Source organism: Acinetobacter sp. Z1, assembly GCF_024296945.1.
In the GTDB taxonomy this organism is placed as follows: Bacteria; Pseudomonadota; Gammaproteobacteria; order Pseudomonadales; family Moraxellaceae; genus Acinetobacter; species Acinetobacter beijerinckii.
Genome location: NZ_CP101115.1, coordinates 1,611,280 through 1,638,202 on the forward strand (window position 1 = coordinate 1,611,280; position 26,923 = coordinate 1,638,202).

Below are 26,923 nucleotides of genomic sequence, written 5' to 3' on the forward strand. Positions count from 1 at the left end.
GGCTTGAGACTTGTTTAAACATTTAAGTATCCAAACACGATTGGGTGGTTTTTACCTATTTTATTATTCAATCGTTGGAACATTCATGCCTTATTGGAATCTGTATCTACAAGATCAGGGCTTCAATTACGAGGAAATTGGTATTCTTTCTTCAATTGCCATTATCACACGTTTTTTTGCACCGCTGATTTGGGGCTGGATTGCAGATAAATCTGGCAAACGCATGCTCTTAGTAAGAATTGCGACATGGATGGAAGCCTGTATTTGGTTTGCAATATTTATCATTCCAAATAGCTTTCAATCAGTGGCTTTGCTGATGTTAATTTTTAGCTTTTTTCAAAATGCGATTTTAGCTCAATTTGAGGGTGTGACGTTATTTTGGTTGGGTGAAAAACGAGCAGAACTGTATGGTAAAGTACGTAAATGGGGGTCAGTGGGTTTTATTTTGGGTGTGTGTTTGATTGGAGCACTATTAGAAATTATCCCAATTTCAATGCTTCCTGTATTGCTATTAGCGATTTCATTCCTCGCATTTTTATGGTCTTTTACGATTAAAGAACCTGAACATGCCCCAAGTTCACAGAAAAAATTAGAATCATTAATCCCTGTTTTAAGAAAACCGACTGTTGCTGCATTTTTTACCATTGAGTTCATCTTACTTTTTTCACTAGCGCCTTTTTATAGTTTTTATAGCAATTTTTTAAAAGAAATAGGATTTAGTACAACCCAAATCGGTAGTTTGTGGGCGATGGGAGTCATTGCTGAAATTGTAATGTTTGCTGTGGCCCAAAGAGTATTTTTTACACGCTTTTCATGGCGGAATTTGGTCATCGTTTGTCTGCTATTAACGAGTCTACGTTGGTACTTGGTTTCAATTTTAGAGACCAATTATATTGGTCAATTACTCACTCAATGCTTACATGCATTTAGTTTTGGGCTATTCCATTTGATCGCAATGAAAGTGATTTTTCAGAATTTTTCGGCAGAGCAACAAGGTCGTGGACAAGCTTTGTATAGCACTATGTGGGGCTTGGGCGTTGCATCTGGAAGTTTATTGGCAGGGCATTATTGGCAAATACTTTCTGGTGAAACGATTTTCTTAATTGCAAGTTTAGTCGTACTTTTAGGTTTGTCTTTGGTGATATGGCTGCCGAATCGAATTGAAACGGCAGCTTAGGGTGAGTCAAATTTGGATATTTTTATATTGATGTAACCAAGATTGGGTTTGTTCAAGCTGTGCAGCCAGTTGAAGTAACCGATCTTCACGACCAAATGGTGCAATAAACTGGCTACCTAAAGGCAGTCCTTGTTTGTTCCAGTAAAGCGGTACAGACATAGCAGGTAAACCTGTGACATTTGCCAACTGTGTGAACGGTACCCAACTTAAATTGTCCTGTACCATCTTTTCCACCAATTTTCCTTGTGCCAAATAATGGGCTCTCCCAAGTTTGAGTAATCCTTTCAAAATTGGTTTTTGCCAAGCTGGGGTTGCGACTTCACCATTTTTCGGTGCGACAGATGCTGTGCTAGGTGTCAAGTAAAGGTCATATTTTTCAAAGAATAGATTCATTTGAGTACTATAAAGTCCCCAATTGTTGAGTGTATGAATATATTCACTGGCTGTAGTTTTGGCTCCAAAAGCAGCTAAAGCAATCGAGTCCAATTCAAAATCACCATCAGTTGCTCCTGACATCTGTTTAATCTGTGCTTGCATATAGGTGAATTGGCTAAACCACGTTGTAATAAAGTCTTTTGCTAATTCTAAACCATTTATGAGTGGGGTATCCTCAACCACAATATGCCCCAAAGATTCTAATAATTTCGCTGTTTGTTGAACGGCTTGAATTGCATCTTTTGAAACTTTGGTACCGATTGGCGATTTTGTGCTAAATGCAATTCGGAGTTTTTTTGGTGTTTGTTGAATGACTTCAAGATATTTTTGTTGAGGTGGTTCTATTCTAAAAAGCGAAGTTTGTTCAGGTCCCTGTACAGCATCAAGCATCGCAGCACTATCACGAACAGTTTTGCAAAGTACATGTTGCATGGCTGCTCCATGCATAGCTTCACTGTACTGCGGGCCCCATGGTGTACGACCTCGACTTGGTTTCAATCCAAACAAACCACAATATGAAGCAGGAATGCGAATAGAGCCACCACCATCACCAGCACCCGCAATTGGAACTATGCCTGCTGATACAGCGGACGCTGAACCTCCAGAAGATCCACCACTATTGTGTTTTAAATTCCAAGGATTATGACATGAACCCCATGCATCAGGTTCAGTAATTCCTTTAATACCAAACTCAGGCGTATTGGTTCGACCAAACGTAATTATCCCAGTTTCTTCCCAACGATTTACGATTTCTGCATTAAAGTCAGGCGTATAATTGATCTTTTTTAGCGAATGGCTTCCATATGATGTGGGAATACCTTTGTATTCTTGAAATAGATCTTTGACTAAAAATGGAACGCCAGCAAACGCACCAGAAAGTGTTTGTTCTGAGCGTTGTTTTGCATGCTCATACATTGGAATAATAATAGCATTAAGTTTTGGGTTTACTTTGTCACTACGCTCTAATGCGATTTTTAGCAATTCAGAAGGATGAATTTCTTTATTTTTAATTAATTGGGCTAATCCTAGACCATCATATTGTACGTATTCGGCAAAATTCATGGCTTTTATCCCTAAAGCTATTTTATTGGTAAATTCAAAATAATGAAGCGTTGGAAAATAGAATACCTGAAAAAAATTGCAGAACAATCAAATAAATTAGATGATAAAAATATTGTGTCTATATGGTTATGAATGCATGTTTTTCTCAAAAAATATGCTAATTTAACCTAATGCACCGTTTAGATGACGACTTAATTAAATCTATGAAAAATATTTATATTATTGGATTATTATGGGCTTGCTCAACATGGACTATGGCAGAGACGGTAGTAAATGATAAAGAAGTAGCGGCACAACAAATTGCTAAGGCAAATGCGATTCGTGTTACCACTCGACCAGAGATCATGGGGCTTTGGGGGATGGAAATTCCGAATAATAAAAAGTGTGTTGAGTATTACAACTTTCGCGGTTCAAATGAAGTGGTAATTAAAAGCGGTCAAGAATGGTCTTACGGCTTATATGATTATCAGCCTTCGGAAGATCACAAAGAGCGTTTACCTGCTCTAGCTCTTCAAATTAAATATGACAACAATCTGATGGATTGCTCAGGGCAGCAACAAGATCAGACTGGTGAGGTTTCGCAGTACTTTGTGAAATGGTCAAATGATCACACGATTGATTTTTGTGCCAATGAAAAAGGCGAGAAATGCTTTGCAACATTACATCGTGTATTGCCTTAAATTCTAAAGATATAAAAAAAGCCTCTTAGATATTAAGAGGCTTTTTTTTATGCTTTTTCAGCTTTAGGTTCAAGCTGCTTTAGCAAATGTTTTTCTAAATAATGAATATCCATTGCTTGTTCACAGAAATTCTTATCTTTTAAGATCAAATCTTTGTGTAATGGAATATTGGTTTTGATACCCGTCAAAATCATTTCATCAAGTGCTTGACGCATACGAGCTAAACAAGTTTCACGGTCTTTGCCATGTGAAATCAATTTTGCAATCATAGAGTCATAGTATGGTGGAATACTATAGCCTTGATAAATATGAGAATCTAAACGAATACCTGCTCCACCAGGAGCATAGAAACTTTCGATTTTTCCTGGAGAAGGCAAGAACGTCGTTGGGTCTTCAGCATTGATACGACATTCAATGGCATGACCTTTGACTTCGATTTGACTTTGTTCAAGCTCTAAGCCTAAACCAGCAGCAATTCGAAGTTGTTGCTCAATAATATCAACACCCGTTACCATTTCAGTCACAGGATGTTCAACTTGAACACGTGTATTCATTTCAATAAAGAAGAATTCACCATCTTCGAATAAAAATTCAAATGTACCAGCACCACGGTATTGCATTAACTTACAGGCATTCACACATGCTTCTAAAATATCAGCACGTGCTTGCTCTGGTAAGTTGGGAGCAGGGGCCTCTTCTAAAACTTTTTGATGACGACGTTGTAAAGAACAGTCACGATCATATAAGTGAATCGCATGACCATTGCCATCACCAAGAATCTGAACTTCAACATGGCGAGGTTTCTGTAAGAAACGTTCCATGTAAACCGTATCATCGCCAAACCACATTTCTGCATCGCGTTGAGCGGCTTGAACTGATTCAAGTAATGTATCTACACGCTCTACGATTCGCATCCCACGACCGCCACCACCTGAAGCAGCTTTAACAATCAATGGAAAGCCAATTTCTTTTGCTTCTGCAAGTGCATTATTTGGCGTAACAGCATGAGCAGAACCAGGAACTGTAGGGACACCTGATTTTTTCATTGCCATAATTGCGGAAACTTTGTTCCCCATAAGGCGGATATGCTCAGGGCGAGGACCAATAAAAATGAAACCAGAACTTTCTACAATTTCCGCAAACTCAGCATTTTCTGATAAGAAACCATAACCAGGATGAATCGCATCAGCGCCCGTAATTTCTGCGGCAGTAATAATTGCAGGAATATTCAAATAGCTTTCACTACTTGCACCTGGTCCAATACACACCGCTTCATCTACAAAACGTAGATGCATTAGATCCTTATCTGCATCTGAGTAAATGCCGACTGTTTTAATACCAAGCGTTTTACAAGCCCGAGTGATTCGCAAAGCGATTTCACCACGGTTTGCAATCAGTACTTTTTGCAACATAGAAATCCCCAAGCTCATTAAGCGCGGTAGCGGAAAAGCGGTTGACCAAATTGGATGACTTCACCATTTTTCACTAAAATTTCTTCAATTACGCCGCTCTTGGTTGCTTCAATTGGGTTCATGATTTTCATTGCTTCAATGATACCCAATGTTTCACCAGCAGAAATGGTTTGACCAACGTTCACAAACGGTGCTTCGCCAGGGCTAGGAGCAGAATAAAACACACCAACCATAGGCGATGTTTCTACTGCGCCGCGTGGGGTCTTCGCTGCTGGAGCTGCTGGAGTAGAGCTTGTTGGTGCTGCCGCAATTGGAGCTGCTGCAAAAACTGGAGTTGGACGAGTCAATGAAATGGATTGATCACCTTCCTTAACTTCAATCGCCTGCAAGTCAGATTCAATCATCAAGTCGATGAGCTTCTTGATTTTACGGATATCCATGAGTGAGCATTCCTAAATGTTTGGATTAATTAGAAGATTGAATTTTTTCAATTGCGTAATCGAGTGCAAAGCTATAACCCTTGGCACCTAAGCCACAAATCACGCCAATGGCTTTGTCTGATAAATACGAGTGGTGTCGAAATGCTTCGCGAGCGTGAACATTTGACAAGTGAACTTCGATATATGGTATTGCAACACCTAACAGGGCATCACGAAGAGCAACAGATGTATGGGTAAGTGCAGCAGGATTAATAATAATAAATTTGACGCCATCGATTTGTGCTTGATGGATACGATCAACAATTGCACCTTCCCAGTTATTTTGGAAAGTTTCTAATGTTAAGGATGCATTTTTAGCTTGAGCGATGAGTTGCTGGTTAATATCATCTAAGGTGAGATAACCATAAACTTCTGGTTCGCGCTTTCCTAGCAAGTTCAAATTCGGTCCGTGAATCAGCAAAATGGTTGAGCTCATTCAGCCTGCTCCAATTCTATAACTGCAAATGTTTTTTGCAAGATGTCTGCAAAGTTTGCTTATTATGGCATATAATTCTGCATTTTTTATATAAATTGTTTTTATCAACGAAGAAAACTGCATACCAAGCATGGTGCATATAATGAAAACTTTGCAAGGAAATGGCAATGTTAAAATATGACAAATTTTAATAAGTTTTATTTTTTATTATAATAAACTGAAATCGCTTATTTCGTGGATGTAATTTGTGTAACTCAGAAGTCACGTCTTTACATAATTGTTGATTAAACAAAAAAAATGACATGAAAGCCGACTGTAGTATTAAGTTGTATATTGCCAATTATGAGTAAATAATAATCTTGTAATTTTGATTTAAATATATGTTTTTAAACAGTTTAAATTTATATTTTGGAGTTGGCGGAGGTTTGTGTCTGAAAATTAAATGAGTTGTTAAAAAAAGATGTTAGGGATGATTGATTAATCTACAAGGTGTAGGCATAAGCAAAAGGCTATATTCAGTTCAATCTAGAGAGCTATTCTCAATAGTTACAAGCATCATCACATATGCTTATTGGCAAAAAACATGAATTGTGAAGTTTTGTATGGTTGTAAATGATATGAAATTGTCTGAAAAAGATAAGTCGTTTCAATTAAGCTATGTTTACTTAAGAGAATATTTTTGATTGGTATATTCTCTTAATGGTCTTTCAAGGCTGCCTTTTAAAAGGCAGCTTTTTTTTATTCAGCGGCAAGAGCATAGGTTTCTGGTAGTAAACAACCCAATGCCTCACTTGTATATGAAGCTGACTCTAATGATAAATTACTCCATTTCTTCATTTGTTCAAATAGCCATTCGAAATCATCGACTTTAGGAATTGCATTATCCTGAATAAAGTTTCGAATGATGTTTTGAATCGCAAAATATTTTTCAACATGAACTTCGGCTGAGCAATCAAATTGTACAACTTCAAAATTAACTAAAAGTTGCCAAACAGGATCAAAGTCTTTTAACTCACGAAGTTCTTGCTGTGCTTTTAAAATCGCTTTAGTTAAATGAATTAATGTATTGGGATTTTGTTGCGCCCATTCTTTAGTTACAGCTAAAACTTTATCTGCGACATTTGGAATGATGTGCTGACTTGAGCAAATAATATGGCTCAAGCCATGTATCTCAGATTGAGTGTTCCAAGGTTCTCCTACACAGAAACCATCAATTAAATGATTGCTCAGCGCTTCAACCATATACGGTGGGGGAAGTGTTTTAACTTGAATTGAATGCGCTAGCTTTTCATCTGCTAGAGCCAACCATTCTCTCAAACAATAATGATGAATTGAATGCTGAAACACATGGGCTAAAGAGACAGAATTGTTTTCTTGAATAAAACTGACCAATTTTTGTGCCGAAATTTTAGCGCTATCTTCAGTATGAATCGCTAACTCATAGCATAATTTTTGACTTAAACTAATAAATGCGCGATTTTCGCTTAACACTAACGGTGTTTGTAGTGCTATACCGATTTGATCTGCACCAACAGCAGCAGCAGGAAGCATTGCAGATAAACAATGTGCAGCATCTAATAATCCAAATGCCAGTCGGTCTCTCAGACTCGCCCAAGATGCTTCTTTCACTAACGTAACATTCAAACCAAATTCAGCAAAAAAGCCTCTTTCTTTTGCCCAAAGTAAAGCAACACAATCAAGTAAAGGAATATAACCAAGTTGCAATTCGGTTTTTTCTAAACTGCTCATTTATTCATCCTTTGTATGATTGTTTAAAAGCTGTTGTGCATCAAGTAATCGCCGTGCCATTTCACCAATGGTCATTCGATGACTCATTGCATTTTTTCTGAGTAGTTGAAAGGCTGTATCTTCAGTTAGATCATGCAATTTCATTAACAATACTTTTGCCTTATCAACGTCTTTTCTATCCGCCAGTTTGGTTTTTGCATCTTTTAAATCGCCTTCTAATTTTTTATGTTTCTTATATTGTTCAATTGATATATCTAAAATAGTGTGTAGGCGTGAAGGGTCAAGACCATCGACGATATAAGCTGTAATACCAGCGTCAATGGCTTGTTTGATCGTATCTTTATCGGTGTTTTTGGTAAATAAAACAGTCGGTAGATCAAAATTACTGACACAGCTTTCGATCACGTCACGATGTGGATGATCCATATCTAGCAGAATAATATCTGCTTGAAGATGCTCTAATTTAAAAATATTGAGATGATCTAAGGTAAAGCATGCAACGACTTCAAAGCCATGTTCAATTAAACTGGTCTTGATATAGTCAGCCCGAGCCTGGTCATCGTCAATAAGTGCGATCTTGAGTTTCGGCATAATGATATAAGTCAAACTATGAGTTTATGCACGTATAGAATAAAGTGCTGTAGGTGTTTTTTTGAAGCAATATTAGTGCCATAACAGGACATATTTAATCTTAGCACGACTTTCAAATGCAGGAAGCATCCTTTTAAGTGCTTATGAAGCCATAAAATAAACAGAAGATTGAAGAGATAGAGTTTCAATCGCTTAAAAATGTATTTTTGTGGTGCAAAAAAAGTGTTGTTTTGATGCAGCATCAATTGTGCTTTAAAACAGACCATGACTAAATCTTCTTGGAAAAAAACAAATAACTATAATATTAGTAAAATGCATAAACCACTATAAATTAATACTTATCAAAAACTTATAGCTTTATCTATTTTATTTTTTAATTTATGGCATGCCAATTGCTTAAATATTATTGAGTCAAAGAAGACTTTTTAAGTTTACAAGACGGCCAACGATGTCCGATCTGATCGATTTGTTTGCACAAAGTGATGTGTCAACAAAGCTGTATACGTTCAGTATGGGAGATGGCAATGTCTTTAGATTTATCAGCTAAAAAAGCGACTTCAATAAAGTTATTTAACTTTTCTGAACCTACCATGCGCGCATTCCACATGAGTTGGCTCGCATTCTTCGTTTGTTTCTTTGCATGGTTTGCATGTGCACCTTTAATGCCTGTCATTGCAGGTGAATTTCATCTCACAAAAGATCAAATCGCAAATATCAATATTGCGGCAGTCGCAATCACTATCTTAGTTCGTTTGATTGTTGGTCCTTTATGCGATAAATACGGACCACGCAAGACCTATACCGCCTTGTTAATTATTGGCAGCATTCCTGTATTTGGTGTGGCTTCAGCAAATAGCTATGAATCGTTCCTTTTCTTTCGCCTCCTTATCGGTGCGATTGGTGCGAGTTTTGTGATCACGCAATACCACACTAGCATCATGTTTGCTCCAAATGTCGTGGGAACTGCAAACGCAGCCTCAGCTGGTTGGGGTAATGCTGGTGGTGGGGCAACACAAGCACTCATGCCGTTATTACTATCTGCATTGGTAATGTTTGGTGTTGAGCAAGCATTTGGTTGGAGACTCGCACTAATCGTTCCAGGTGTCATGATGGTGATCGTAGGTTTCCTTTACTGGAAGTTTACTCAAGATTGTCCTCAAGGCGATTTCAAAGAGTTACGTGCTCAAGGTGTAGTTGTTGGTAGCGATAAAAAAGGTGGTCTGGCAATCTTAATGCATGCTGCACGTAACTACCGCGTATGGATTCTCTTCTTCTCATATGCAGCTTGTTTCGGTATCGAAATCTTTATCCATAACATCATTGCAATGTACTACGTCGAGCACTTTAGTTTCGGATTAAAAGAGGCTGGTTTAGCAGCAGGTATCTTTGGTTTGCTTGCATTATTTGCACGCGCATTGGGTGGGATTCTTTCAGATAAAGTTGCACTCAAAAAAGGCTTAGATGGTCGTACTAAAGTTCTATTTGCTTTAATTCTTGGCGAAGGGCTTTTCTTAATGTTGTTCTCACAAATGAATGGTGCTGTGTCGGCCATTCTAGTGATGACTGTGTTCGCATTATTTACTCATATGGCATGTGGTGCGACTTATGCGCTTGTTCCATTCATTGATCGTGAAGCGTTAGGTGGTGTGGCAGGCATCATTGGTGCTGGTGGAAACGTTGGTGCAGTGGCAGCAGGTTTCTTACTGAAAGGTATGTTGGATATTCAAACTTGTTTAATGGTTTTAGGTGGTTTGGTGGTCATTGCCGCGAGTTCGGTCATGCTGATCCGATTTTCGGTAGAGCATAAAGAAAAAGAACAACGCTTGTTTGAACAAGCGATTTTAGAACGTGGCTCAGAACAAAACAGCGCAGCTTAATCTCAGATTAGATTTTAGGAGAAACACAATGAAATTAGTGATGATTGGTCACGGTATGGTGGGTCATAAATTCATCGAAGCCATCTTAGAGAAAGCTGATGATGAATTAGAGATAACAATTCTTGCTGAAGAACCACGTATTGCATATGACCGCGTACATTTGACTGAATATTTTTCAGGTAAATCAGCGAAAGATTTATCACTTGCTCGTTTCGATTTTGCCGATGCTCATGGTATCGATTTAAGACTAAATACCAAAGCCATTGCAATTGATACAAAAGAACAAACTGTGACTACTAGTATGGGTGATGTCATCAGTTACGACAAACTTGTACTCGCAACTGGTTCATATGCTTTCGTTCCGCCAATTGCAGGTAATGATCGTGAAAATTGCTTTGTATATCGTACCATCGAAGATTTAGATGCGATCCGTGCTGCAAGCCTAAACGCGACATCAGGTGTGGTGATCGGTGGTGGTTTACTCGGTTTGGAAGCGGCTAAAGCTTTACGTGATTTAAATCTTGAAACACATGTAGTTGAATTTGCTCCACGTTTGATGGCGGTTCAAATCGATGATTTGGGTGGTAAAGTATTACGCCGTAAAATCGAAAACTTAGGTGTAAAAGTTCACACACAAAAAGCAACGCAATGTATCGAAGCTGGCAATAATGCTAAGCATGTAATGAAATTTGCTGATGGTAGTGAGCTTGAAACGGATGTGATTTTATTCTCTGCGGGGATTCGCCCACGTGATGAATTAGCACGTTCAAGCGGTTTAGCACTTGGGGAGCGTGGTGGTATCAAGATCAATGATTACTGCCAAACCTCTGATGAAAATATTTACGCAATTGGTGAATGTGCGCTTTGGGACAATAAAATTTATGGGCTGGTTGCACCTGGATATGACATGGCGCGTATTGCAGCCAAGCATATCTTAGCTGAAGAAACACATTGTTTCGCTGGTGCTGATATGAGCACTAAGTTGAAATTGATGGGTGTAGATGTGGCATCGGTTGGTGATGCTCATGGCATGACACCGAATTCGCTTAGCTATTTCTATGCTGATGAAGATGCATTGGTTTATAAGAAAATCGTCGTAGATGCAGATAAAACCAAATTACTGGGTGCAGTACTTGTTGGTGATGCAAAAGAATATAACGATCTTTTACAAATGATGTTGAATGGTATCGCATTGCCAGAAACACCTGAAAGCTTAATCATGCCAGGATTTGCTGATTCTGGCGCGAAAGCGGGAGGTAGCGGTGTTGATTTACTTCCAGACAGCGCAACGATTTGTTCATGTAACAATGTATCGAAAGCAGATATCTGCCAAGCTATTTGTGATGGTTCCACCTCTTTAGGTGCTTTAAAGAAATGTACTAAAGCAGCAACAGCATGTGGTGGTTGTGCGCCATTAGTTACTCAAGTTTTAAAGTCTGAGTTACAACGTCAAGGTGTAACGGTTAATAACCATGTATGCGAACACTTCCCATACTCACGTCAAGAGATCTATCACTTGGTGCGTGTCAATGAAATCAAAACATTTGATGATTTGATTCAACAACATGGTCATGGTTTAGGTTGTGATATCTGTAAACCAATGACAGCAAACATTTTGGCATCGTGCTGGAATGACTTTGTATTGGAGCCAACGCACGCAGGTCTACAAGACAGTAATGACTACTACTTAGGAAATATCCAAAAGGATGGTTCATACTCAGTTGTACCGCGTATGGCAGGTGGTGAAGTTACTCCAGATGGTTTGATTGCTGTAGGTCAAATTGCTAAAAAATATAACCTGTATACCAAAATTACAGGTGGTCAACGTGTTGACTTATTTGGTGCTCAACTGCACGAGCTACCATTTATTTGGGAAGAGTTGAATGCAGCAGGCTTCGAGTCAGGTCATGCTTACGGTAAATCATTGCGTACAGTGAAATCATGCGTAGGTAGCACGTGGTGCCGTTATGGCGTAGATGATTCTGTTGGTTTAGCGATTGAATTAGAAAATCGCTACAAAGGCTTACGCTCACCGCACAAACTAAAAATGGCTGTGTCGGGTTGTACGCGTGAGTGTGCTGAAGCACAAGGTAAAGATGTTGGTGTAATTGCGACAGAAAAAGGTTGGAACCTATATGTGTGTGGTAATGGTGGAATGAAACCACGCCATGCAGAGCTTTTAGCTTCTGATCTAGATACTGAAACTTTGATTCGTTATATCGATCGCTTCTTTATGTTCTATATCCAAACTGCTGATCGTTTACAACGTACCAGTGTATGGCGTGACAACATGGAAGGTGGTTTAGATTATCTCAAAGCTGTGATTGTCGATGATTCGCTTGGTCTTGCAGAAGAACTTGAAAATCGCATGGCACATGTAATTGGAACTTATCAAGACGAATGGCGTACTGCGGTAGAGAATCCTGAGATTCGTAAACGCTTCCAAACTTACATTAATGCAAGCGCTGAAGAGCAAGCTGATCCATATATTCAATTTACTGAAGTGCGTGATCAGATCCGTCCATTAAATGAAGCTGAACGTTCAGTTGATCGTATCCCGATGGTAGAAGCATAAGGAGAATCAAAATGACAAATCTAAAAGACATGAATATGCTTCCAGAAAATCAATGGATTGATGTGTGTCATCTTGATGACATCACGCCAAATACAGGTGTAGGTGCACTTATTGCGGGTCAATCCGTTGCTTTATTCCGCGTAGGGAACGAAAAACGTATTTACGCATTAAGTAATAAAGATCCGTTTAGCCAAGCAAATGTAATGGCGCGCGGTATTATTGGTGATTTGCAAGGTGAGCGTGTTATTGCCTCACCGATTTACAAACAACACTTCAGTTTAGCAACAGGTCGATGCCTAGAAGATAAAGATCAAAAGCTTTCTGTTTTTCCAACCAAAATCGAAAATGGTCGAGTTTGGGTAGGTACTGTTCCGCAAAAAACTTATATTACCAATAATGGTGTTTCTCAAGAAAAACTGAAGCTCGTTTTGATCGGTAATGGTTTGGCTGGAATGCGCTGTCTAGAGGATTTACTCGACATGGCACCTGATCGTTATGATGTGACGGTGATTGGTGAAGAGCCTTGGGGTAACTATAACCGTATCATGCTTTCACCAGTGCTTTCTGGTGAGAAAACTATTGATGACATTATGTTGCATCCACATGCATGGTACAGCGATAAGGGCATCAAATTTATTGCTGACGATCCTGCTATAAAAATCGATCGTACTCGTAAAGTAGTGCATACACAAAAAGGCGAAAGTGTCGATTACGATCGTTTGATTATTGCAACAGGTTCATCTCCATTTATCCCACCTGTACAAGGCGTAGATTTGAAAGGTGTGATCAGCTTCCGTGATATTTATGATGTCAATACCATGATTAAATATTGCGAAACGAAGAAAAATGCTGTGGTGATTGGTGGTGGTCTGCTTGGCTTAGAAGCAGCTTATGGTCTCAAGCAACGTGGTATGAATGTCACTGTTCTTCATTTGATGGATCGTATCATGGAGCGTCAGCTTGATGGTCGTGCGAGTCGTATGTTGCGTCAAAGCATTGAAGAAAAAGGGATTAATATTATCACTGAGGCAAATACTGAAGTATTGATTGGTAAAGATGGTCATGTTAATCAAGTACGTCTGAAAGATGGCACAGTGTTAGATGCCGACCTTGTCGTATTTGCTGTAGGTATTCGTCCAAATATTGCTTTGGCTCAAAGTGCTGGTTTACGTTGCAATCGTGGTATTTTGGTCAATGATACGATGCAAACATTTGACCCAAGTATTTATGCAGTAGGTGAATGTATTGAGCATCGTAATCAGACTTTTGGTCTTGTCGAACCATTGTGGGGACAAGCATTTATCTGTGCGACACACTTGGCAGAACACGGTAGTTTAACTTTCAAATCACCAACCGTTCCAACTCAGCTTAAAGTGAGTGGTGTTGATGTATTCTCGGCTGGAAATTTTGAACCGAAAGAAGATTACGAAGACATTATCCTGAATGATGAAAAACGACAAATTTACAAGCGTATCATTATTCAGAAAGATAAAGTCATCGGTGCGGTACTGTTCGGTGATACTGAAGATGGCATGTGGTATGCGGAATTGATTGCAGATCAAACACCAATTTCAACATTTAGAAATAAATTGTTATTTGGTAAGGATTTTGCAATGAAGAAAGCAGGTTAATCATCTTTGGGGTTTAGGTTCCTCGGTGCCTAAACCCAAACAGAACGTGAAATTCAGGCATAGATGAAATAGGTGAAGGGGCAGTCATGAACAGTATTCAAAATTTAGAACACAGTCGCTCCGATCAAGCAGAAACAATCATTACAAAAACAACGTGTCCCTATTGTGGGGTTGGATGTGGTGTTGATGTCACGGTAAATCATAAAGCACAAGGAACAACGTTTCAGGTTGCTGGTGATTTGGAACATCCATCTAATTTTGGACGCCTTTGTATTAAAGGCAGTAATTTGGCGGATACTCTAGGATTAGAGACTCGCGTTCTGCATCCGATGTTTGGTCGTAAGAACCATCGTAAGGTAACGACATGGGATGCAGCCATAGAAAAAATCGCAGATCAATTCCAAGCTTGTATCGATCAATACGGTCATGACAGTGTGGCATTTTATGTATCAGGGCAGCTATTGACTGAGGATTATTACGTCGTCAATAAGTTTGTGAAAGGCTATCTAGGTACAGCCAATATCGACACCAATTCACGTTTGTGCATGTCTTCAGCCGTTGCAGCGCATAAGCGTGCTTTTGGTGAGGATATCGTGCCAGCAAGTTACGAAGACTTTGAATTTACCGATATGGTGGTGTTGGTGGGTTCAAATACTGCATGGTGTCATCCTGTACTTTACCAACGCATCATGCAGGCGAAAAGTAAAAATCCAGATTTATTCGTTGTTGTGGTTGATCCCCGTTTTACCAGTACATGTGAACAAGCAGATTTGCACCTTCCAATTTTACCAGGACAAGATGTCGCATTGTTCAATGGTTTATTACAGTATTTATATAAGAATAACTTTATTGATCAACATTTTGTCGATACACATACTGAAGGCTTAGACACATTATTAGAGTCGAGTCAGACTGAAGCTGATTTTGAGTCAGTCGTGAAACGTACCGGAATTTCAGCAGAAAAATTAAAGTTCTTCTTTGAAAAATTTGCTACAACTGAAAAAGTTGTGAGTTTATTTTCTATGGGTGTGAATCAATCTTCTCAAGGCGTGAATAAAGCCAACAGCATTATCAATTGCCATCTTTTGACAGGGAAAATTGGGAAATTAGGTGCTGCGCCATTCTCAATGACAGGTCAACCGAATGCCATGGGTGGCCGTGAAGTGGGTGGTTTAGCCAATATGTTAGCAGCACATATGGACATCGATAATCCATCACACCAAACACTTGTACAAAACTTTTGGAATAGTCCTGTGATTGCCAATCAAGCGGGACTGAAAGCCGTTGATTTATTCCAAGCCGTAGAGTCTGGGAAAATTAAAGCCATATGGATTATGGCAACCAATCCAGTGGTGAGTTTACCTGATGCGGATCAAGTAAAACGGGCACTGGACAAATGTGAGTTTGTCGTGGTGTCAGATATTTGTGCTGATACAGATACCACCGCTTATGCAGATGTGTTGCTTCCTGCGTTAGGTTGGGGTGAAAAAGATGGAACGGTGACCAACTCAGAGCGCCGTATTTCACGTCAAAGAGCTTTTTTACCTGCTCCAAAGCAAGCAAAAGCAGACTGGTGGGCTGTTGCTGAAGTTGCGAAAAAATTAGGTTTTTCTGGTTTTGATTTTAACAATGCATGTGACATCTTTAATGAACACGCCGCTTTATCTGCGCATCAAAATGCAAGTTTAGATCAACGGGATCAAGTTGAAAACTTTCGTTATTTCAACCTAAAAGGACTAATGAATTTGTCTTTGGATGAATATGATCATTTACGTCCGATCCAATGGCCTGTTTGGGAAAAAGGTCAAAGTACTGCGGTTGAGCAGTTATTTGATCAAGGTTTGTTTAGCCATAAAAGCAAAAAAGCAAAACTGATCCCGACAGTGGCAATTGATCCAGTTCATGCAGTTTCTGAAGATTATCCATTGGTGTTGAATACAGGTCGTATTCGTGATCAATGGCACACCATGACGCGAACAGGTTTGTCAGCAAATCTGACTACTCACCGAGCTGAACCATTTTGTGAAATTCACCCGAATGATGCTTTAAAATTTGGTATTCGTGATAAAGCATTGGTTGAAGTGAAGTCACAATGGGGCAGTTGTGTTCTGCGTGTCACTTTGGCTCAAGGTGTTCGCCGTGGTCAAATTTTTGCACCGATTCATTGGACGGAGCAAGTTGCCTCTGATGCCCGTGTCGGAAAAGTAGTTAATCCAGTTGTAGATGCAATATCAGGTGAACCTGAGTTTAAACATACGCCTGTCGCAATTCAGCCGTTCCATACGACATGGCAAGGTGTTTTGTATGTCCGAGATGGGTTTGAACAACAAATCAAAACCTCATTGCAAACATGTGCATGGTGGGCAAAAGTTAAAATAGCCAAAGCAGTTCGTTTTGAAATTGCAGATCGTCACAACTTTGATCAGACTCAGAAGAATTTAAAAAGTTTCTTGCCTTTTGTAGATGAAACCTATGAATGGTTGAGTATTGAAGATGTTTCAGCGCAAATGAGTCATAGCATTATTCTGAAAGATGGGATCTTGATTGCCAGTCTTTATATTGCGCCATCGGATATGTTGCCTGACCGTGATTGGGTTGCGAGTTTATTCAAACGTGAGCGTTTAAGTGCATTACATCGTAAAGCACTGCTTGCTGGTATGCCGATGTCAGCCGCAAATAATGATGGACCATTGGTCTGTAGCTGCTTCAAAGTCGGTAAAAATAAGATCATTGAAGCGATTAAAACGCAGAATATTACTCATGAAAAACAAGTGACAGCTTGTCTAAAAGCGGGTGGCAATTGCGGTTCTTGTTTACCTGAGATCAGAGGTTTGATTAAAACCTGCCAGTTGGAGGCGGAAGCATGAATACAGATTTTCCCGCTACAGATCTCGTGATCATGGCGGGAGGACAGGCACGACGAATGAATGGGATGAACAAACTATTACAACAGTTTGATGATCAGATTCAATTGTCAAAAATTTGTCAGCGCTTTAAAGCGGAAGTTCAGCAGACATGGGTCAATAGTCATCGTGATAGCTCGATCTATAAAAGCATAGAGCCGACTGTTGAATGTTTTTCTGATGATCAAAACGGCTTTTTAGGGCCGTTGATGGGAATGAAAAGTGCATGGTCGCGTGTACAAGCAGAATATGCATTATTTATTCCTTGTGATGTGACTTATATTCCAAATCAAGTGCTTGCAAAGCTGCATAAGGCTTTAGAGAAAAATCCGCAAGCATCCGTGGCGTATGTAAATATCAATGGCGATGCCTTGTATCCATTTTGCTTGTTAAAAAGAGCTAGTTTGTCGATATTAGAAAACCAGCTCGCTGCAAATAAATTAAGTTTAAGAGAAACTTTTAGGCAACTACACGCTCAACACGTTGTCTTTCAAAAGCAAAGCCTATTTTGTCATAGCATCAATTCATTAGATGAACTTCAACAATACAAGCAGATGAAAGCTTTTAAACAGATGTTTGTTTCAAACTAATTAGGGTGTGTTGACATTTCATAATGGCAACCAAATGTATATGCAAGCTAAAGCAACCGCATTTTCATAATTACGTTTTAGCTTGTCATATCGGGTCGCTATTCCTCTAAACTGCTTCAATCTAGCAAAGGTATTTTCCACTAAATGCCTAATTTTATATAAATCCCAATCCATATGTTGATTGTTGGATTGAGTATTTGATTTTCTTGGGATGTTGGCTTGTGTATCTGCCGCTCTTATTTGCTCTCGTAGTGGTTCAGAATCATACCCCTTATCAGCACATACAATCTCAGCCTCTTCCAAATCTAATTTTGCGACTAACTCAGGGGCAACCTTAATATCATGTGTTGTTCCATTTGTGATCATAATCTCAATTGGATTGCCATAAGAATCAACGGCTAAATGTATTTTTGAACTATTCCCGCCAATGCTTTTTGATATGCCTTGATCTTTTAATCCAGCAGAGTGTTGATGTGCCCTGACATGGGAACCATCGATAAAAATCCACTCTTTATCTGTATATTTACTGATTAATTTAAATATTTTCATTAACTTATTATGTTTAGACCATCGACTATATTTTTTGAATATTGAATTTGGATTACCAAAATCTGGTGGTAAATCTCGCCATGGGCAACCTGTTCTAATTCGATAAAGAATGGCTTCAATAAAATTTCTAAGATTTCGTTTGAGATAGATATCAAAATTACGCAAAATAGTTTCTAACTTTAACCAGTGTTGATCATTCAGCATTGTGCGAGGCATAGCGAGTAGTAAATTTGGTTTGGCGATTGAATTTTACTTACTCGCTATTTTTTTATACAGCAAATGTCAACAGACCCTAGTCAAAAGCTTTCTTGTGTAAAAGTTGATATGAAGGTTTAGATTATGGATTTTTGCAAATAAATTTCCATTTCTTCAACTGGAACCATCCCACCACCAGTTGCCCAAACAATGTGATTAGCATTATTCATTTGTTGTGCAGTCAGTTGATGTATAGCAGCATATTCTTGGTGCTGACTGATTAAGATTGGACCTAACATTCCAGCCAAGGCAGATGGTTCCAGTTTTAAATCTTCTGATTGATTGAGTAGACCCAATAATTGATACATGCTTTGATCATCCAGTGTGTAGAAAGCATCGAGTAGTCTTTCCATCGCTCGACCCACAAATCCTGATGCACGTCCTACTGCTAAGCCATCTGCTGCGGTAATGTTATCAATGCCTAGGTCTTGTACTGAGATTTGATCATGTAAGCCTGTTGCTACACCTAGCAACATGCATGGTGAATGAGTTGGCTCTGCAAAAATGCAATGTACGTGATCACCCAAAGCCATTTTTAGTCCAAATGCAACGCCACCAGGGCCACCACCAACCCCACAAGGTAAATAAACAAATAAAGGATGGTCTTGATCAATCGTAATATTGTGAGATTCTAATTGCGCTTTTAAGCGTTCACCTGCAACGGCATATCCTAAAAATAAAGTTTTTGAATTTTCATCATCAATAAAAAAGCAATTTGGATTTTTTAATGCGGCTTTACGACCTTCTTCAACTGCAACACCGTAATCTTGCGCGTATTCAATAACGGTAACACCATGCGATCTTAATTTATCTTTTTTCCATTGGCGGGCATCTGCTGACATATGCACAGTGACATCGAAGCCAAGTTTGGCACTCATGATACCAATAGAAAGTCCTAAATTTCCTGTAGAGCCGACGGTAATACTGTATTGACTAAAAAAATCTCTAAATTCTGGACTATCTAATTTTGAATAATCATCATGAACTGTTAATAAACCTGCTTGAAAGGCAAGTTTTTCAGCTCGATAGAGCACCTCGTAAATACCGCCACGTGCTTTGATGGATCCTGAGATTGGCAAATGACTGTCTTTTTTGAGCCATAATTTTCCAGTGATATCTTGTTTGAAATGAGCTTCAAGCGTTTGCTGCATCTTTGGAATAGAAACCAGTTCAGACTCAATAATTCCTTTGCTTATCTTAGTCTCAGGAAATACAGACATCAGATAAGGAGCGAAGCGAGCTAAACGATCACGTGCATCATCAATATCATTTTGATTAAGACCAACAAAAGGTAAACCCTTTTCTAGCGTCGTAAAATTTGGATTCAACCAAATGGATTCTTTAAGTTGGATCAGATCATCGACAATCGGATGTTGTGCAACAAGGGTTTCAATTTGGTTTGAATTCATTGGACTGCTCATAAAATCTTTCTATTATAGAGAGGAGTAATTGTGGAAATTTCATTCTTTTTAGATATTCATGTATTACCGCGATTAGATCAATAAAAATTATATTTTTATATCAACAACCTTATTCATTTATAAAAACTCTGTTTAATCGATTCTTAATTTTATTTCAGATTATTGTACTTGATCTTTATTTAAATAAGTTCTATTTTGGAACTTGATTGATTTTAAGCCATCATCTAAATGATTTGTTAAGATTGAAGATCATGTTTGGATAAGTAAAAAGTCAGAACAATAATCGAGATAAGTGCTTGTTGTGCTTATTTTATTATTTGTAAGTTAAACCATATTTGCTTTTAAAAATCATAAGACCTTAAACGGATAAGAGATTGCACATCATAGGGAGAATAAAATGCCAATATCGACTAACGCTGCAAGACAGGATGTGACTGCTTGTATTTTATGTTCGCGTAATTGTGGTTTAAGCGTTGAAATAGAAGATAATCAATTTAAGAAAATTAAAGGTGATGAGCAGCATCCATTTTCACAAGGTTATATTTGTCAAAAAGCAGCACGTTTACAGCATTATCAACAACATGCAGATCGTTTAACTCATCCTTCGAAGCGACAAGCTGATGGTTCATTTCAAGAAATTTCCTGGGATCAAGCGATCCAAGAAATCGCAGATAAATTGGTTAAAATTCGTGATGCACATGGCGGTACAGCATTTGCGTCGGTTGGTGGTGGTGGACAAGGCAATCATCTAGGAGCGGCTTATGGTCGCCAACTATTGTATGCAATGAAAAGCTTTTATGCCTATAACTCCCTTGCTCAAGAGAAAACTGGTGATTTCTGGGTAAATGGACGTTTGTTTGGTAGTCAAGCATGTCATACCACCGAAGATGTGGAACATGCGGATTATGTTTTATTTATTGGAACCAATCCGTTTCAAGCACATGGCATTCCAAATGCTCGTGATACTTTAAAACATATCAAGAAAGATCCAAACCGAACAATGGTGGTTTTTGATCCGCGTGTTACTGAAACGGCTAAGCAAGCTGATATCCATGTGCAATTAAAACCAGGTACAGATTCCTATTTGATGTCTGCAATGATCGCGATCATGTTGCGTGAAAATTTGTATGATCGAGCGTTTATTGAAAAACATACGCATGGATTTGAGCAAGTTAAACAAGCATTTTCAGCCATCCCAATTGAGCAATATATTGAGAAGGCAGATATTTCAGTAGAATTGATCTATCAAATTGTCCGTGATTTTGCCAAAGCTAAGCGTGGTTGTGTTCGTATTGATTTAGGGATTCAGCATACTTTAAATACAACATTAAACGGATATTTGGAAAAACTACTTTATTTACTCGCAGGGCATTTTGGTAAACAGGGAACGAATAACTTACACACCATGTTTATTCCGATATTGACCAATACTGATGAACGTAATCCTAAATATCGCCGTACGATTCATCATAAGATGTTCCCAATATCAGGTTTCTTTCCACCAAATATTTTGCCTGACGAAATTTTAAAAGCAGGCGAGAAGCGAGTACGTGCAGTCTTTGTAGATAGTTGTAATCCATTGCTCACCTATCCAGATACCACAGCTTATGAACAGGCATTCCAGTCATTGGAATTGCTAGTTGTGGTTGATGTTGCGATGACAGAAACAGCGCGATTAGCCGATTATGTATTGCCAGCGCATAGTCAATTTGAAAAGTGGGAATTTACAGGCTTTAATTTGGAATTTCCACAAAATGGTTTCCATTTACGTCATCCGCTTTTTAAAGCTCAAGGCAATACGCTGCCTGAAGCGGAAATCTATACTCGCCTACTTGAAGCAATGAATGTGATCCCTAAACAATTTCCTTTACTGAATAAGATCGCGCAAAAGGATTCTGCGAAGACAGCTTATCTAGGTTATTTTGCTGCACTTGCTGCCAGTTTTGTGAAAAATAAAAAGTTAGTCCCATTTGCGGCATCTATTGTTTATCGAACACTTGGGCAGACATTACCAAATGAAGCTGCATCAACAGCTTTATTATTGCCTTTGTGTATGCAGTATTCGGCTCAACACTATAAAGCTGTCAAACAAGCGGGTTATAAAGGGAATCGTTTAACATTAGGTGTAAACTTATTCCAAGCGATATTGCAAAAACGTTCAGGCGTGATTCTCTCTAAACATAATTATGATGATGTCTGGGATTTGGTTGCTTATAAAGATAAAAAGATTCATTTAGCAATTCCTGAAATGTTGATTGAGTTAGCACAACTGAATCAACAAACTCAAGGTACAAGTGATCAGTTTCCATTTGTCTTATTGGCAGGTGAGCGCCGTAGCTATAACGCAAACCAAATCTACCGTGATCCAGCATGGCGTAAGGTTGATGCAGAAGGTCGCTTGAGAATGAATCCTGAAGATGCAGTTCATTTTGGCGTAGAGACAGGTCACTCATTACAATGTGTTTCGGAACATGGGCAGATTGATGTGGTTGTGGAGATCGATGAGGGAATGCGAAAAGGGGTCGTTTCGCTGCCACATGGCTATGGTTTACGTTATAACGGAGGTCAGGCGATCGGACCTGAATTGAATCGATTAACTTCGTTAAAGCATTGCGATCCTTTATCGAAAACCCCATATCATAAATATGTGCCCGTACGGCTAGAGAAACCTGCGGCATAGTTGATAGATTGAGTTGATGAGTTGATTTGCACTATTTTATTGCGTTTAAATTTATATATGTTTTTAAATGGTGCAATTTTATTTAACCATAATCTGCTATAAATCATCAGATTTTGCTCTAGTATTAAAATGATAAGTTCATTCAACTAAGCACAGACTATATGATTGATGAATTTTAGAAATTGGAATAATAATTGCTTAAGTAAAATTCTCATATGTTCAGGAAAATAGATACGCACACAACTTGTGCTGAACAAGATGAGAAAATTCACAATATGAGTGCATATGATGAAGCATGAAATACCTGAAACGAATTTACCGATCTTGCAAGATCAGTATGGTCGTATTAAGCGTAAGTTACGTATTTCGGTGACGGATCGTTGCAATTTTAAATGTGTGTATTGTATGCCTGAACATCCTGAATGGATGAAAAAGCAAGACTTATTAAGTTTCGAATCCCTTTTGGTTTTTTGTACTTATATGGTGAAACTAGGCATTGAGAATATTCGTATTACAGGTGGGGAACCTTTAATGCGACAAGGAGTTGTTCATTTCATCCGTGATTTACAACAACTCAAAAAAATTGGTTTAAAACGTATTTCAATGACGACGAATGGTCATTACCTAGCGAAGTACGCTGATCAATTAAAAGCTGCTGGTTTGGATGATTTAAATATCAGCCTTGATAGTCTTGATGCAAAACAATTCAAAGCACTAACCAAGAAAGAACTTATTCCTGTATTAGAAGGAATAAAAGCCGCTCAAAAAGCTGAAATTCCTTTTAAAATTAATTGTGTTTTGATGAAAGATCACAATGATGATCAAATTCTACCGATGGTGAGATGGGCTAAAGATCAAAATATCCCATTACGTTTTATTGAGTTTATGCCGCTAGACGGTGATCAACATTGGACAAAAGATGCTGTAGTGAGCGAAGCAGAAATATTAGCGCGATTAAAGCCACATTATGCTATTGAGCTACTTCAACAAAATCATGAACCAGCACGCCAATATCGATTAGATGATGATTATCGAATTGGCATCATTTCGACGATTACCCACTCATTTTGTGGTGAGTGCGATCGTATTCGTCTAACTGCACAAGGTGAACTATTCAATTGTTTATTTGCTCAACAAGGTTTGAATATCAAACACGATTTGTTGAACACCATTAAACAACAGATTGATTCATCTGAACCGTCATATCAAATATTAGATCAAAAAGTTAAACCTTATATTTGGTATAAGGCCAAAGGTTATCATGCATTACAACATCAACAAGCACGTAAAATTAGTATGCACATGCTTGGCGGTTAGATCGAAAAGTGGTTTGGAGCAGGTATGCAAACGATAGAGATAAAAATAGAAGCTTTTGGTGCAATCGAGCGATTATTACCCAAAGAGCTTGCATTTGAGTTTGCAGCAGATCAAATGATTAATGATGTATTAGCACATATTGTAGATCGTTATCCAGATGCTACAAAGGCGATGGATAAATGTGCTTGCGCGATAGGTGAAGATATTGTGACACGTCAGACCGTACTAAATTCATCATGCACAGTGGTGCTTTTGTCACCTGTTGCTGGAGGTTAGAAATGCGTGAGTTTTCAAGAGTTCAAGATCAAGCATTAAGTTTAGATATTTTTGATCCTATTCAGTCATTTCCTGAATGTGGCGGGATTGATGTTTTTATAGGAACTGTGCGAAACCATCATGAAGGAAAATCTGTAAAAGCACTTAAATATACCTCTTACACGCCTGTCGCAGAAAAGATGATTCGTGAGATAGAACAGGAAATTAAAGATAAATATCAAGTTTCTTATGTTCGAGTGATTCATCGTATTGGTTATTTGGATGTGAGTGATACCGCAATTATTGCAATTGCGTATGCTGCGCATCGCCGTGAAGCATTTCAAGCTTGCGAAGAAGCTGTTGAACGAGTCAAGCATGAAGTTCCAATTTGGAAAGAAGAATTTTTCACCGATGGAACGAGTCATTATGTTGAAGGCTGTTGTATTCGAAAAGATACCACTGATAATCTTCAATCGAAAAAGCCCTTGAGTTCTCCTTTATCAAAAGCAGAATCAACAACGCATCAGCACCATGAACATTGTGCACATGACCATACACACGATTAAATTTAGGACGTAAAAATGAAAAATGTTGGGATGAAACCCGAAAGTTATCGTGTAGCTGAAGCACAAGCTGTCTTACATGCACCTGCACATTGTATTCAACTCCTACGTGACGGAAATACTGAAAAAGGCGATGCGCTGAAAACTGCACGTATTGCAGGTATATTGGCAGCGAAACGAACAGATGAACTGATTCCACTTTGCCATCCATTACCGATTTATCGTGCCGATGTTGAATATGAATTAAATGATGATCATGTCGTAATTTTAACCACTGTAGAAACGATTGGTCCTACAGGTGTTGAGATGGAGGCACTCACAGCTGCCAGTCTTGCAGGTTTAACGTTATATGACATGCTCAAACCGCACTGTGAGCCAGAAGAGCTTTGTTTAGATCAATGTAAATTGCTCAAGAAAAAAGGCGGTAAATCGCACTTTAAGCGCACTTTACGTCAGCCTGTTTCAGCAGCCGTGATTGTGTTGTCTGATACCGTTGCCGCGGGTCGTAAACCTGATACCGCAGGAAAGTCAGTTGTTGATACTTTGACAGAAGCTGGTTTTGATCCAATTCATTATCAAATTCTGCCTGATGAATCTGATCAGTTAAAGGATCTAGTGTTAGAGCTCAGCAAATCTTATGCGTGCATTATGACCGTAGGTGGTACAGGAATCGGGAAACGTGACATAACGGTAGATACACTTGAACCTTTATTGGAAAGAAAACTTGATGGTTTGATGGAAGCGGCGCGTTCTTTTGGACAGAAACGTACGCCATATGCGGCTATGTCGCGTGGTGTGGCTGGTTTTATTGATCGTTCGTTAGTAGTGACTTTACCTGGTAGTCGTGGTGGTGCAAGTGAATCAATGGCAGCCATTTTACCTGCTTTGGTGCATATTTTTGATGTATGTCGTGATTTGCCACATCCAGGGGGATATGAATAATGTCAGGATGTGGTGCTGAAAAAGGTTTGATCAGTATTGATGAAGCACTGGCATTCATTCAAACACAACCCAAAACGCTAACAACAGAGACGCTGGCTTTAGGAGACTGTTTAAATCGTTATCTGGCAAAGGAGGTGTATTCTGAGGTTAACTTACCGAGCTTCTCTCAAAGTGCAGTTGATGGTTATGCAATCAACTGCTCGCTTGATGATCTTCAAAATGCTAGCTTCAAGCTGAATGGGGAAATCAAAGCAGGTACTTTTTCCGAGTTGCCTTTGCAGCAAAATCACGCGATTAGGATTTTTACAGGTGGAAAAATTCCTGAGGGAACAACTCATGTTGCTCGCCAAGAAATCGTAATCCTTGAAAATGCTGATCAAATCCGCTTAAGTGAGCATATTAAACAACAGGCTGATATTCGTTTTACTGGTGAAGAAGTCAAACAAGGTCAACAGCTTGCTGAAATAGGTCAGAAAATTAATATAGGTGCTCTCGCTGCTTTAAGTATGGCGGGAGTAAAAAATATTGAGGTCTTTCAACAGCCTAAAGTTGCAGTAGTTGTTACAGGTGATGAGGTTGCTCAAAGTCCTGAAGACCTGCAAGCAGGCAAAGTCTTTGATGCAAATGGTCCTTTATTAAGGGCATGGTTCAAAGATTATGGAATTGAGGTCGAGATTCTACATATTGCAGATGAGGCTGAACAAGTCACAGCATGCTTTCAAAAATTAAAACATCAGTATAATGTCATCATTACCACGGGTGGTGTTTCTGTTGGTGATTATGACTTTGTTCGTCCTTGTGCTTTTGAGACAGGATTTCAACAAGTTTTTTGGAAAGTGAAGCAAAAACCGGGCAAACCATTATTTTTTGCTGAGTATCAGTCAAAAGACAACCATCATTGTTATATGCTTGGTTTGCCAGGTAATCCAGCAGCAGTTTATGTTTGTATGCAAATTTATGGCAAAGTGCTATTGGATACTTTGCAGAATCAACATCAATCAGTTGAATGGTTTAGCGCCACGCTCACGCATGAGCTTAAATCTGATGCACGCGAACGATTCTTGAGAATGCACGCCTACTTTGATCAAGGTCAACTCAAGTTGAAAAGCCTTGCTAAGCAACAATCACATATGCTGACTAATTTGATGCAAGCAAATTGTTTGGTGCGAATTCCTGCAAATATCCCACTCAATGCAGGACAAAAGGTTTCAGGCATTTTTATTAAAAACTAAATGATTGATACATTTATGTAAAATTCATTGTTTTTGTTAGATTTAGCCAAGCCTATATATTGCATCTTATAGATTAGGTGGTTTAGTGTATATTTTATATTGTTTAGTTTCT

21 protein-coding genes are annotated in these 26,923 nt (G+C 38.8%); 13 read left to right on the forward strand and 8 right to left on the reverse strand.

The window, feature by feature from the left end; genetic code table 11:
- Positions 1 to 10 precede the first annotated feature (10 nt).
- Entirely contained in the window at positions 11 to 1,177 is a 1,167-nt protein-coding gene (locus NGC85_RS07490; RefSeq protein ID WP_254805401.1) for an MFS transporter, read from the forward strand.
- Positions 1,178 to 1,183: 6 nt separating this feature from the next.
- On the opposite strand, the gene NGC85_RS07495 is transcribed toward NGC85_RS07490, so the two are convergent.
- Positions 1,184 to 2,674 carry an amidase gene (locus NGC85_RS07495; protein WP_254805402.1) on the reverse strand — a complete coding sequence of 497 codons (1,491 nt, stop codon included), beginning with the start codon at positions 2,672 to 2,674 and terminating at the stop codon, positions 1,184 to 1,186.
- A 203-nt stretch (positions 2,675 to 2,877) separates the two neighbouring features.
- Here NGC85_RS07495 and NGC85_RS07500 point away from each other — a divergent pair, with 203 nt between their 5' ends.
- Positions 2,878 to 3,354 carry a hypothetical protein gene (locus tag NGC85_RS07500; RefSeq protein ID WP_254805403.1) on the forward strand — a complete coding sequence of 159 codons (477 nt, stop codon included), beginning with the start codon at positions 2,878 to 2,880 and terminating at the stop codon, positions 3,352 to 3,354.
- 47 nt (positions 3,355 to 3,401) lie between these two features.
- On the opposite strand, the gene accC is transcribed toward NGC85_RS07500, so the two are convergent.
- The 5 genes from accC to NGC85_RS07525 all read right to left on the reverse strand — a co-directional run bounded on the left by accC (position 3,402) and on the right by NGC85_RS07525 (position 8,021).
- On the reverse strand, positions 3,402 to 4,766 hold the full coding sequence (gene accC / locus NGC85_RS07505) for an acetyl-CoA carboxylase biotin carboxylase subunit (RefSeq protein ID WP_034711088.1): 1,365 nt from the start codon (positions 4,764 to 4,766) through the stop codon (positions 3,402 to 3,404).
- Positions 4,767 to 4,783: 17 nt separating this feature from the next.
- On the reverse strand, positions 4,784 to 5,206 hold the full coding sequence (gene accB, locus NGC85_RS07510) for an acetyl-CoA carboxylase biotin carboxyl carrier protein (protein WP_005061941.1): 423 nt from the start codon (positions 5,204 to 5,206) through the stop codon (positions 4,784 to 4,786).
- Positions 5,207 to 5,231: 25 nt separating this feature from the next.
- Entirely contained in the window at positions 5,232 to 5,681 is a 450-nt protein-coding gene (gene aroQ, locus NGC85_RS07515) for a type II 3-dehydroquinate dehydratase (protein WP_254805404.1), read from the reverse strand.
- Positions 5,682 to 6,419: 738 nt separating this feature from the next.
- The gene (locus NGC85_RS07520; protein ID WP_254805405.1) at positions 6,420 to 7,430 is read right to left on the reverse strand and encodes an ABC transporter substrate-binding protein; all 1,011 of its coding nucleotides are present in this window, start codon (positions 7,428 to 7,430) and stop codon (positions 6,420 to 6,422) included.
- Positions 7,431 to 8,021 (reverse strand): ANTAR domain-containing response regulator, encoded by a 591-nt coding sequence (locus NGC85_RS07525; RefSeq protein ID WP_254805406.1) that lies wholly within the window; start codon positions 8,019 to 8,021, stop codon positions 7,431 to 7,433. It lies immediately after the preceding gene.
- Positions 8,022 to 8,539: 518 nt separating this feature from the next.
- Between NGC85_RS07525 and NGC85_RS07530 the strand changes: the two genes are divergently transcribed.
- From NGC85_RS07530 to NGC85_RS07550, 5 genes are all read left to right on the forward strand, one after another.
- Entirely contained in the window at positions 8,540 to 9,898 is a 1,359-nt protein-coding gene (locus NGC85_RS07530) for an MFS transporter (RefSeq protein WP_254805566.1), read from the forward strand.
- Between the two features lie 28 nt (positions 9,899 to 9,926).
- Complete coding sequence (nirB, locus tag NGC85_RS07535; RefSeq protein ID WP_005402691.1) at positions 9,927 to 12,473, forward strand: nitrite reductase large subunit NirB; 2,547 nt, start codon at positions 9,927 to 9,929, stop codon at positions 12,471 to 12,473.
- Between the two features lie 11 nt (positions 12,474 to 12,484).
- The gene (gene nirD, locus NGC85_RS07540) at positions 12,485 to 14,104 is read left to right on the forward strand and encodes a nitrite reductase small subunit NirD (RefSeq protein ID WP_254805407.1); all 1,620 of its coding nucleotides are present in this window, start codon (positions 12,485 to 12,487) and stop codon (positions 14,102 to 14,104) included.
- 86 nt (positions 14,105 to 14,190) lie between these two features.
- Positions 14,191 to 16,971 (forward strand): nitrate reductase, encoded by a 2,781-nt coding sequence (locus tag NGC85_RS07545; RefSeq protein WP_254805408.1) that lies wholly within the window; start codon positions 14,191 to 14,193, stop codon positions 16,969 to 16,971.
- Positions 16,968 to 17,597, forward strand: a complete 630-nt coding sequence (locus NGC85_RS07550) for a molybdenum cofactor guanylyltransferase (RefSeq protein WP_254805409.1) — start codon at positions 16,968 to 16,970, stop codon at positions 17,595 to 17,597. The genes NGC85_RS07545 and NGC85_RS07550 overlap by 4 nt, the downstream gene beginning before the upstream one ends.
- 18 nt (positions 17,598 to 17,615) lie before the next feature.
- Here the strand turns inward: NGC85_RS07550 and NGC85_RS07555 are convergent, their stop codons facing one another.
- Both NGC85_RS07555 and dsdA read right to left on the reverse strand, forming a co-directional pair.
- Positions 17,616 to 18,362 (reverse strand): IS5 family transposase, encoded by a 747-nt coding sequence (locus NGC85_RS07555; RefSeq protein WP_254805410.1) that lies wholly within the window; start codon positions 18,360 to 18,362, stop codon positions 17,616 to 17,618.
- Positions 18,363 to 18,478: 116 nt separating this feature from the next.
- Entirely contained in the window at positions 18,479 to 19,810 is a 1,332-nt protein-coding gene (gene dsdA, locus NGC85_RS07560) for a D-serine ammonia-lyase (protein WP_254805411.1), read from the reverse strand.
- A 409-nt stretch (positions 19,811 to 20,219) separates the two neighbouring features.
- Between dsdA and NGC85_RS07565 the strand changes: the two genes are divergently transcribed.
- The 6 genes from NGC85_RS07565 to NGC85_RS07590 all read left to right on the forward strand — a co-directional run bounded on the left by NGC85_RS07565 (position 20,220) and on the right by NGC85_RS07590 (position 26,811).
- Positions 20,220 to 22,502, forward strand: coding sequence for a molybdopterin-dependent oxidoreductase (locus NGC85_RS07565; protein ID WP_254805412.1), 2,283 nt, complete (start codon positions 20,220 to 20,222; stop codon positions 22,500 to 22,502).
- Between the two features lie 285 nt (positions 22,503 to 22,787).
- Positions 22,788 to 23,819, forward strand: a complete 1,032-nt coding sequence (moaA, locus tag NGC85_RS07570) for a GTP 3',8-cyclase MoaA (RefSeq protein ID WP_254805413.1) — start codon at positions 22,788 to 22,790, stop codon at positions 23,817 to 23,819.
- Positions 23,820 to 23,843: 24 nt separating this feature from the next.
- Positions 23,844 to 24,095 carry a MoaD/ThiS family protein gene (locus NGC85_RS07575; RefSeq protein WP_254805414.1) on the forward strand — a complete coding sequence of 84 codons (252 nt, stop codon included), beginning with the start codon at positions 23,844 to 23,846 and terminating at the stop codon, positions 24,093 to 24,095.
- A 2-nt stretch (positions 24,096 to 24,097) separates the two neighbouring features.
- On the forward strand, positions 24,098 to 24,640 hold the full coding sequence (locus tag NGC85_RS07580; RefSeq protein WP_099948746.1) for a molybdenum cofactor biosynthesis protein MoaE: 543 nt from the start codon (positions 24,098 to 24,100) through the stop codon (positions 24,638 to 24,640).
- A gap of 15 nt (positions 24,641 to 24,655) precedes the next feature.
- Entirely contained in the window at positions 24,656 to 25,579 is a 924-nt protein-coding gene (moaCB, locus tag NGC85_RS07585; protein ID WP_087539268.1) for a bifunctional molybdenum cofactor biosynthesis protein MoaC/MoaB, read from the forward strand.
- Complete coding sequence (locus NGC85_RS07590; RefSeq protein ID WP_254805415.1) at positions 25,579 to 26,811, forward strand: molybdopterin molybdotransferase MoeA; 1,233 nt, start codon at positions 25,579 to 25,581, stop codon at positions 26,809 to 26,811. Before moaCB ends, NGC85_RS07590 begins: the two co-directional genes overlap by 1 nt.
- Positions 26,812 to 26,923 lie beyond the last annotated feature (112 nt).

Bases quoted from the DNA above. Each gene is read 5' to 3' on its own strand.
- NGC85_RS07495 (WP_254805402.1), bottom strand. From the start codon at position 2,674: ATGAATTTTGCCGAATACGTACAATATGATGGTCTAGGATTAGCCCAA.
- NGC85_RS07500 (WP_254805403.1), top strand. From the start codon at position 2,878: ATGAAAAATATTTATATTATTGGATTATTATGGGCTTGCTCAACATGG.
- accC (WP_034711088.1), bottom strand. From the start codon at position 4,766: ATGTTGCAAAAAGTACTGATTGCAAACCGTGGTGAAATCGCTTTGCGA.
- accB (WP_005061941.1), bottom strand. From the start codon at position 5,206: ATGGATATCCGTAAAATCAAGAAGCTCATCGACTTGATGATTGAATCT.
- aroQ (WP_254805404.1), bottom strand. From the start codon at position 5,681: ATGAGCTCAACCATTTTGCTGATTCACGGACCGAATTTGAACTTGCTA.
- NGC85_RS07520 (WP_254805405.1), bottom strand. From the start codon at position 7,430: ATGAGCAGTTTAGAAAAAACCGAATTGCAACTTGGTTATATTCCTTTA.
- NGC85_RS07525 (WP_254805406.1), bottom strand. From the start codon at position 8,021: ATGCCGAAACTCAAGATCGCACTTATTGACGATGACCAGGCTCGGGCT.
- NGC85_RS07530 (WP_254805566.1), top strand. From the start codon at position 8,540: ATGGCAATGTCTTTAGATTTATCAGCTAAAAAAGCGACTTCAATAAAG.
- nirB (WP_005402691.1), top strand. From the start codon at position 9,927: ATGAAATTAGTGATGATTGGTCACGGTATGGTGGGTCATAAATTCATC.
- nirD (WP_254805407.1), top strand. From the start codon at position 12,485: ATGACAAATCTAAAAGACATGAATATGCTTCCAGAAAATCAATGGATT.
- NGC85_RS07545 (WP_254805408.1), top strand. From the start codon at position 14,191: ATGAACAGTATTCAAAATTTAGAACACAGTCGCTCCGATCAAGCAGAA.
- NGC85_RS07550 (WP_254805409.1), top strand. From the start codon at position 16,968: ATGAATACAGATTTTCCCGCTACAGATCTCGTGATCATGGCGGGAGGA.
- NGC85_RS07555 (WP_254805410.1), bottom strand. From the start codon at position 18,362: ATGCCTCGCACAATGCTGAATGATCAACACTGGTTAAAGTTAGAAACT.
- dsdA (WP_254805411.1), bottom strand. From the start codon at position 19,810: ATGAATTCAAACCAAATTGAAACCCTTGTTGCACAACATCCGATTGTC.
- NGC85_RS07565 (WP_254805412.1), top strand. From the start codon at position 20,220: ATGCCAATATCGACTAACGCTGCAAGACAGGATGTGACTGCTTGTATT.
- moaA (WP_254805413.1), top strand. From the start codon at position 22,788: ATGATGAAGCATGAAATACCTGAAACGAATTTACCGATCTTGCAAGAT.
- NGC85_RS07575 (WP_254805414.1), top strand. From the start codon at position 23,844: ATGCAAACGATAGAGATAAAAATAGAAGCTTTTGGTGCAATCGAGCGA.
- NGC85_RS07580 (WP_099948746.1), top strand. From the start codon at position 24,098: ATGCGTGAGTTTTCAAGAGTTCAAGATCAAGCATTAAGTTTAGATATT.
- moaCB (WP_087539268.1), top strand. From the start codon at position 24,656: ATGAAAAATGTTGGGATGAAACCCGAAAGTTATCGTGTAGCTGAAGCA.
- NGC85_RS07590 (WP_254805415.1), top strand. From the start codon at position 25,579: ATGTCAGGATGTGGTGCTGAAAAAGGTTTGATCAGTATTGATGAAGCA.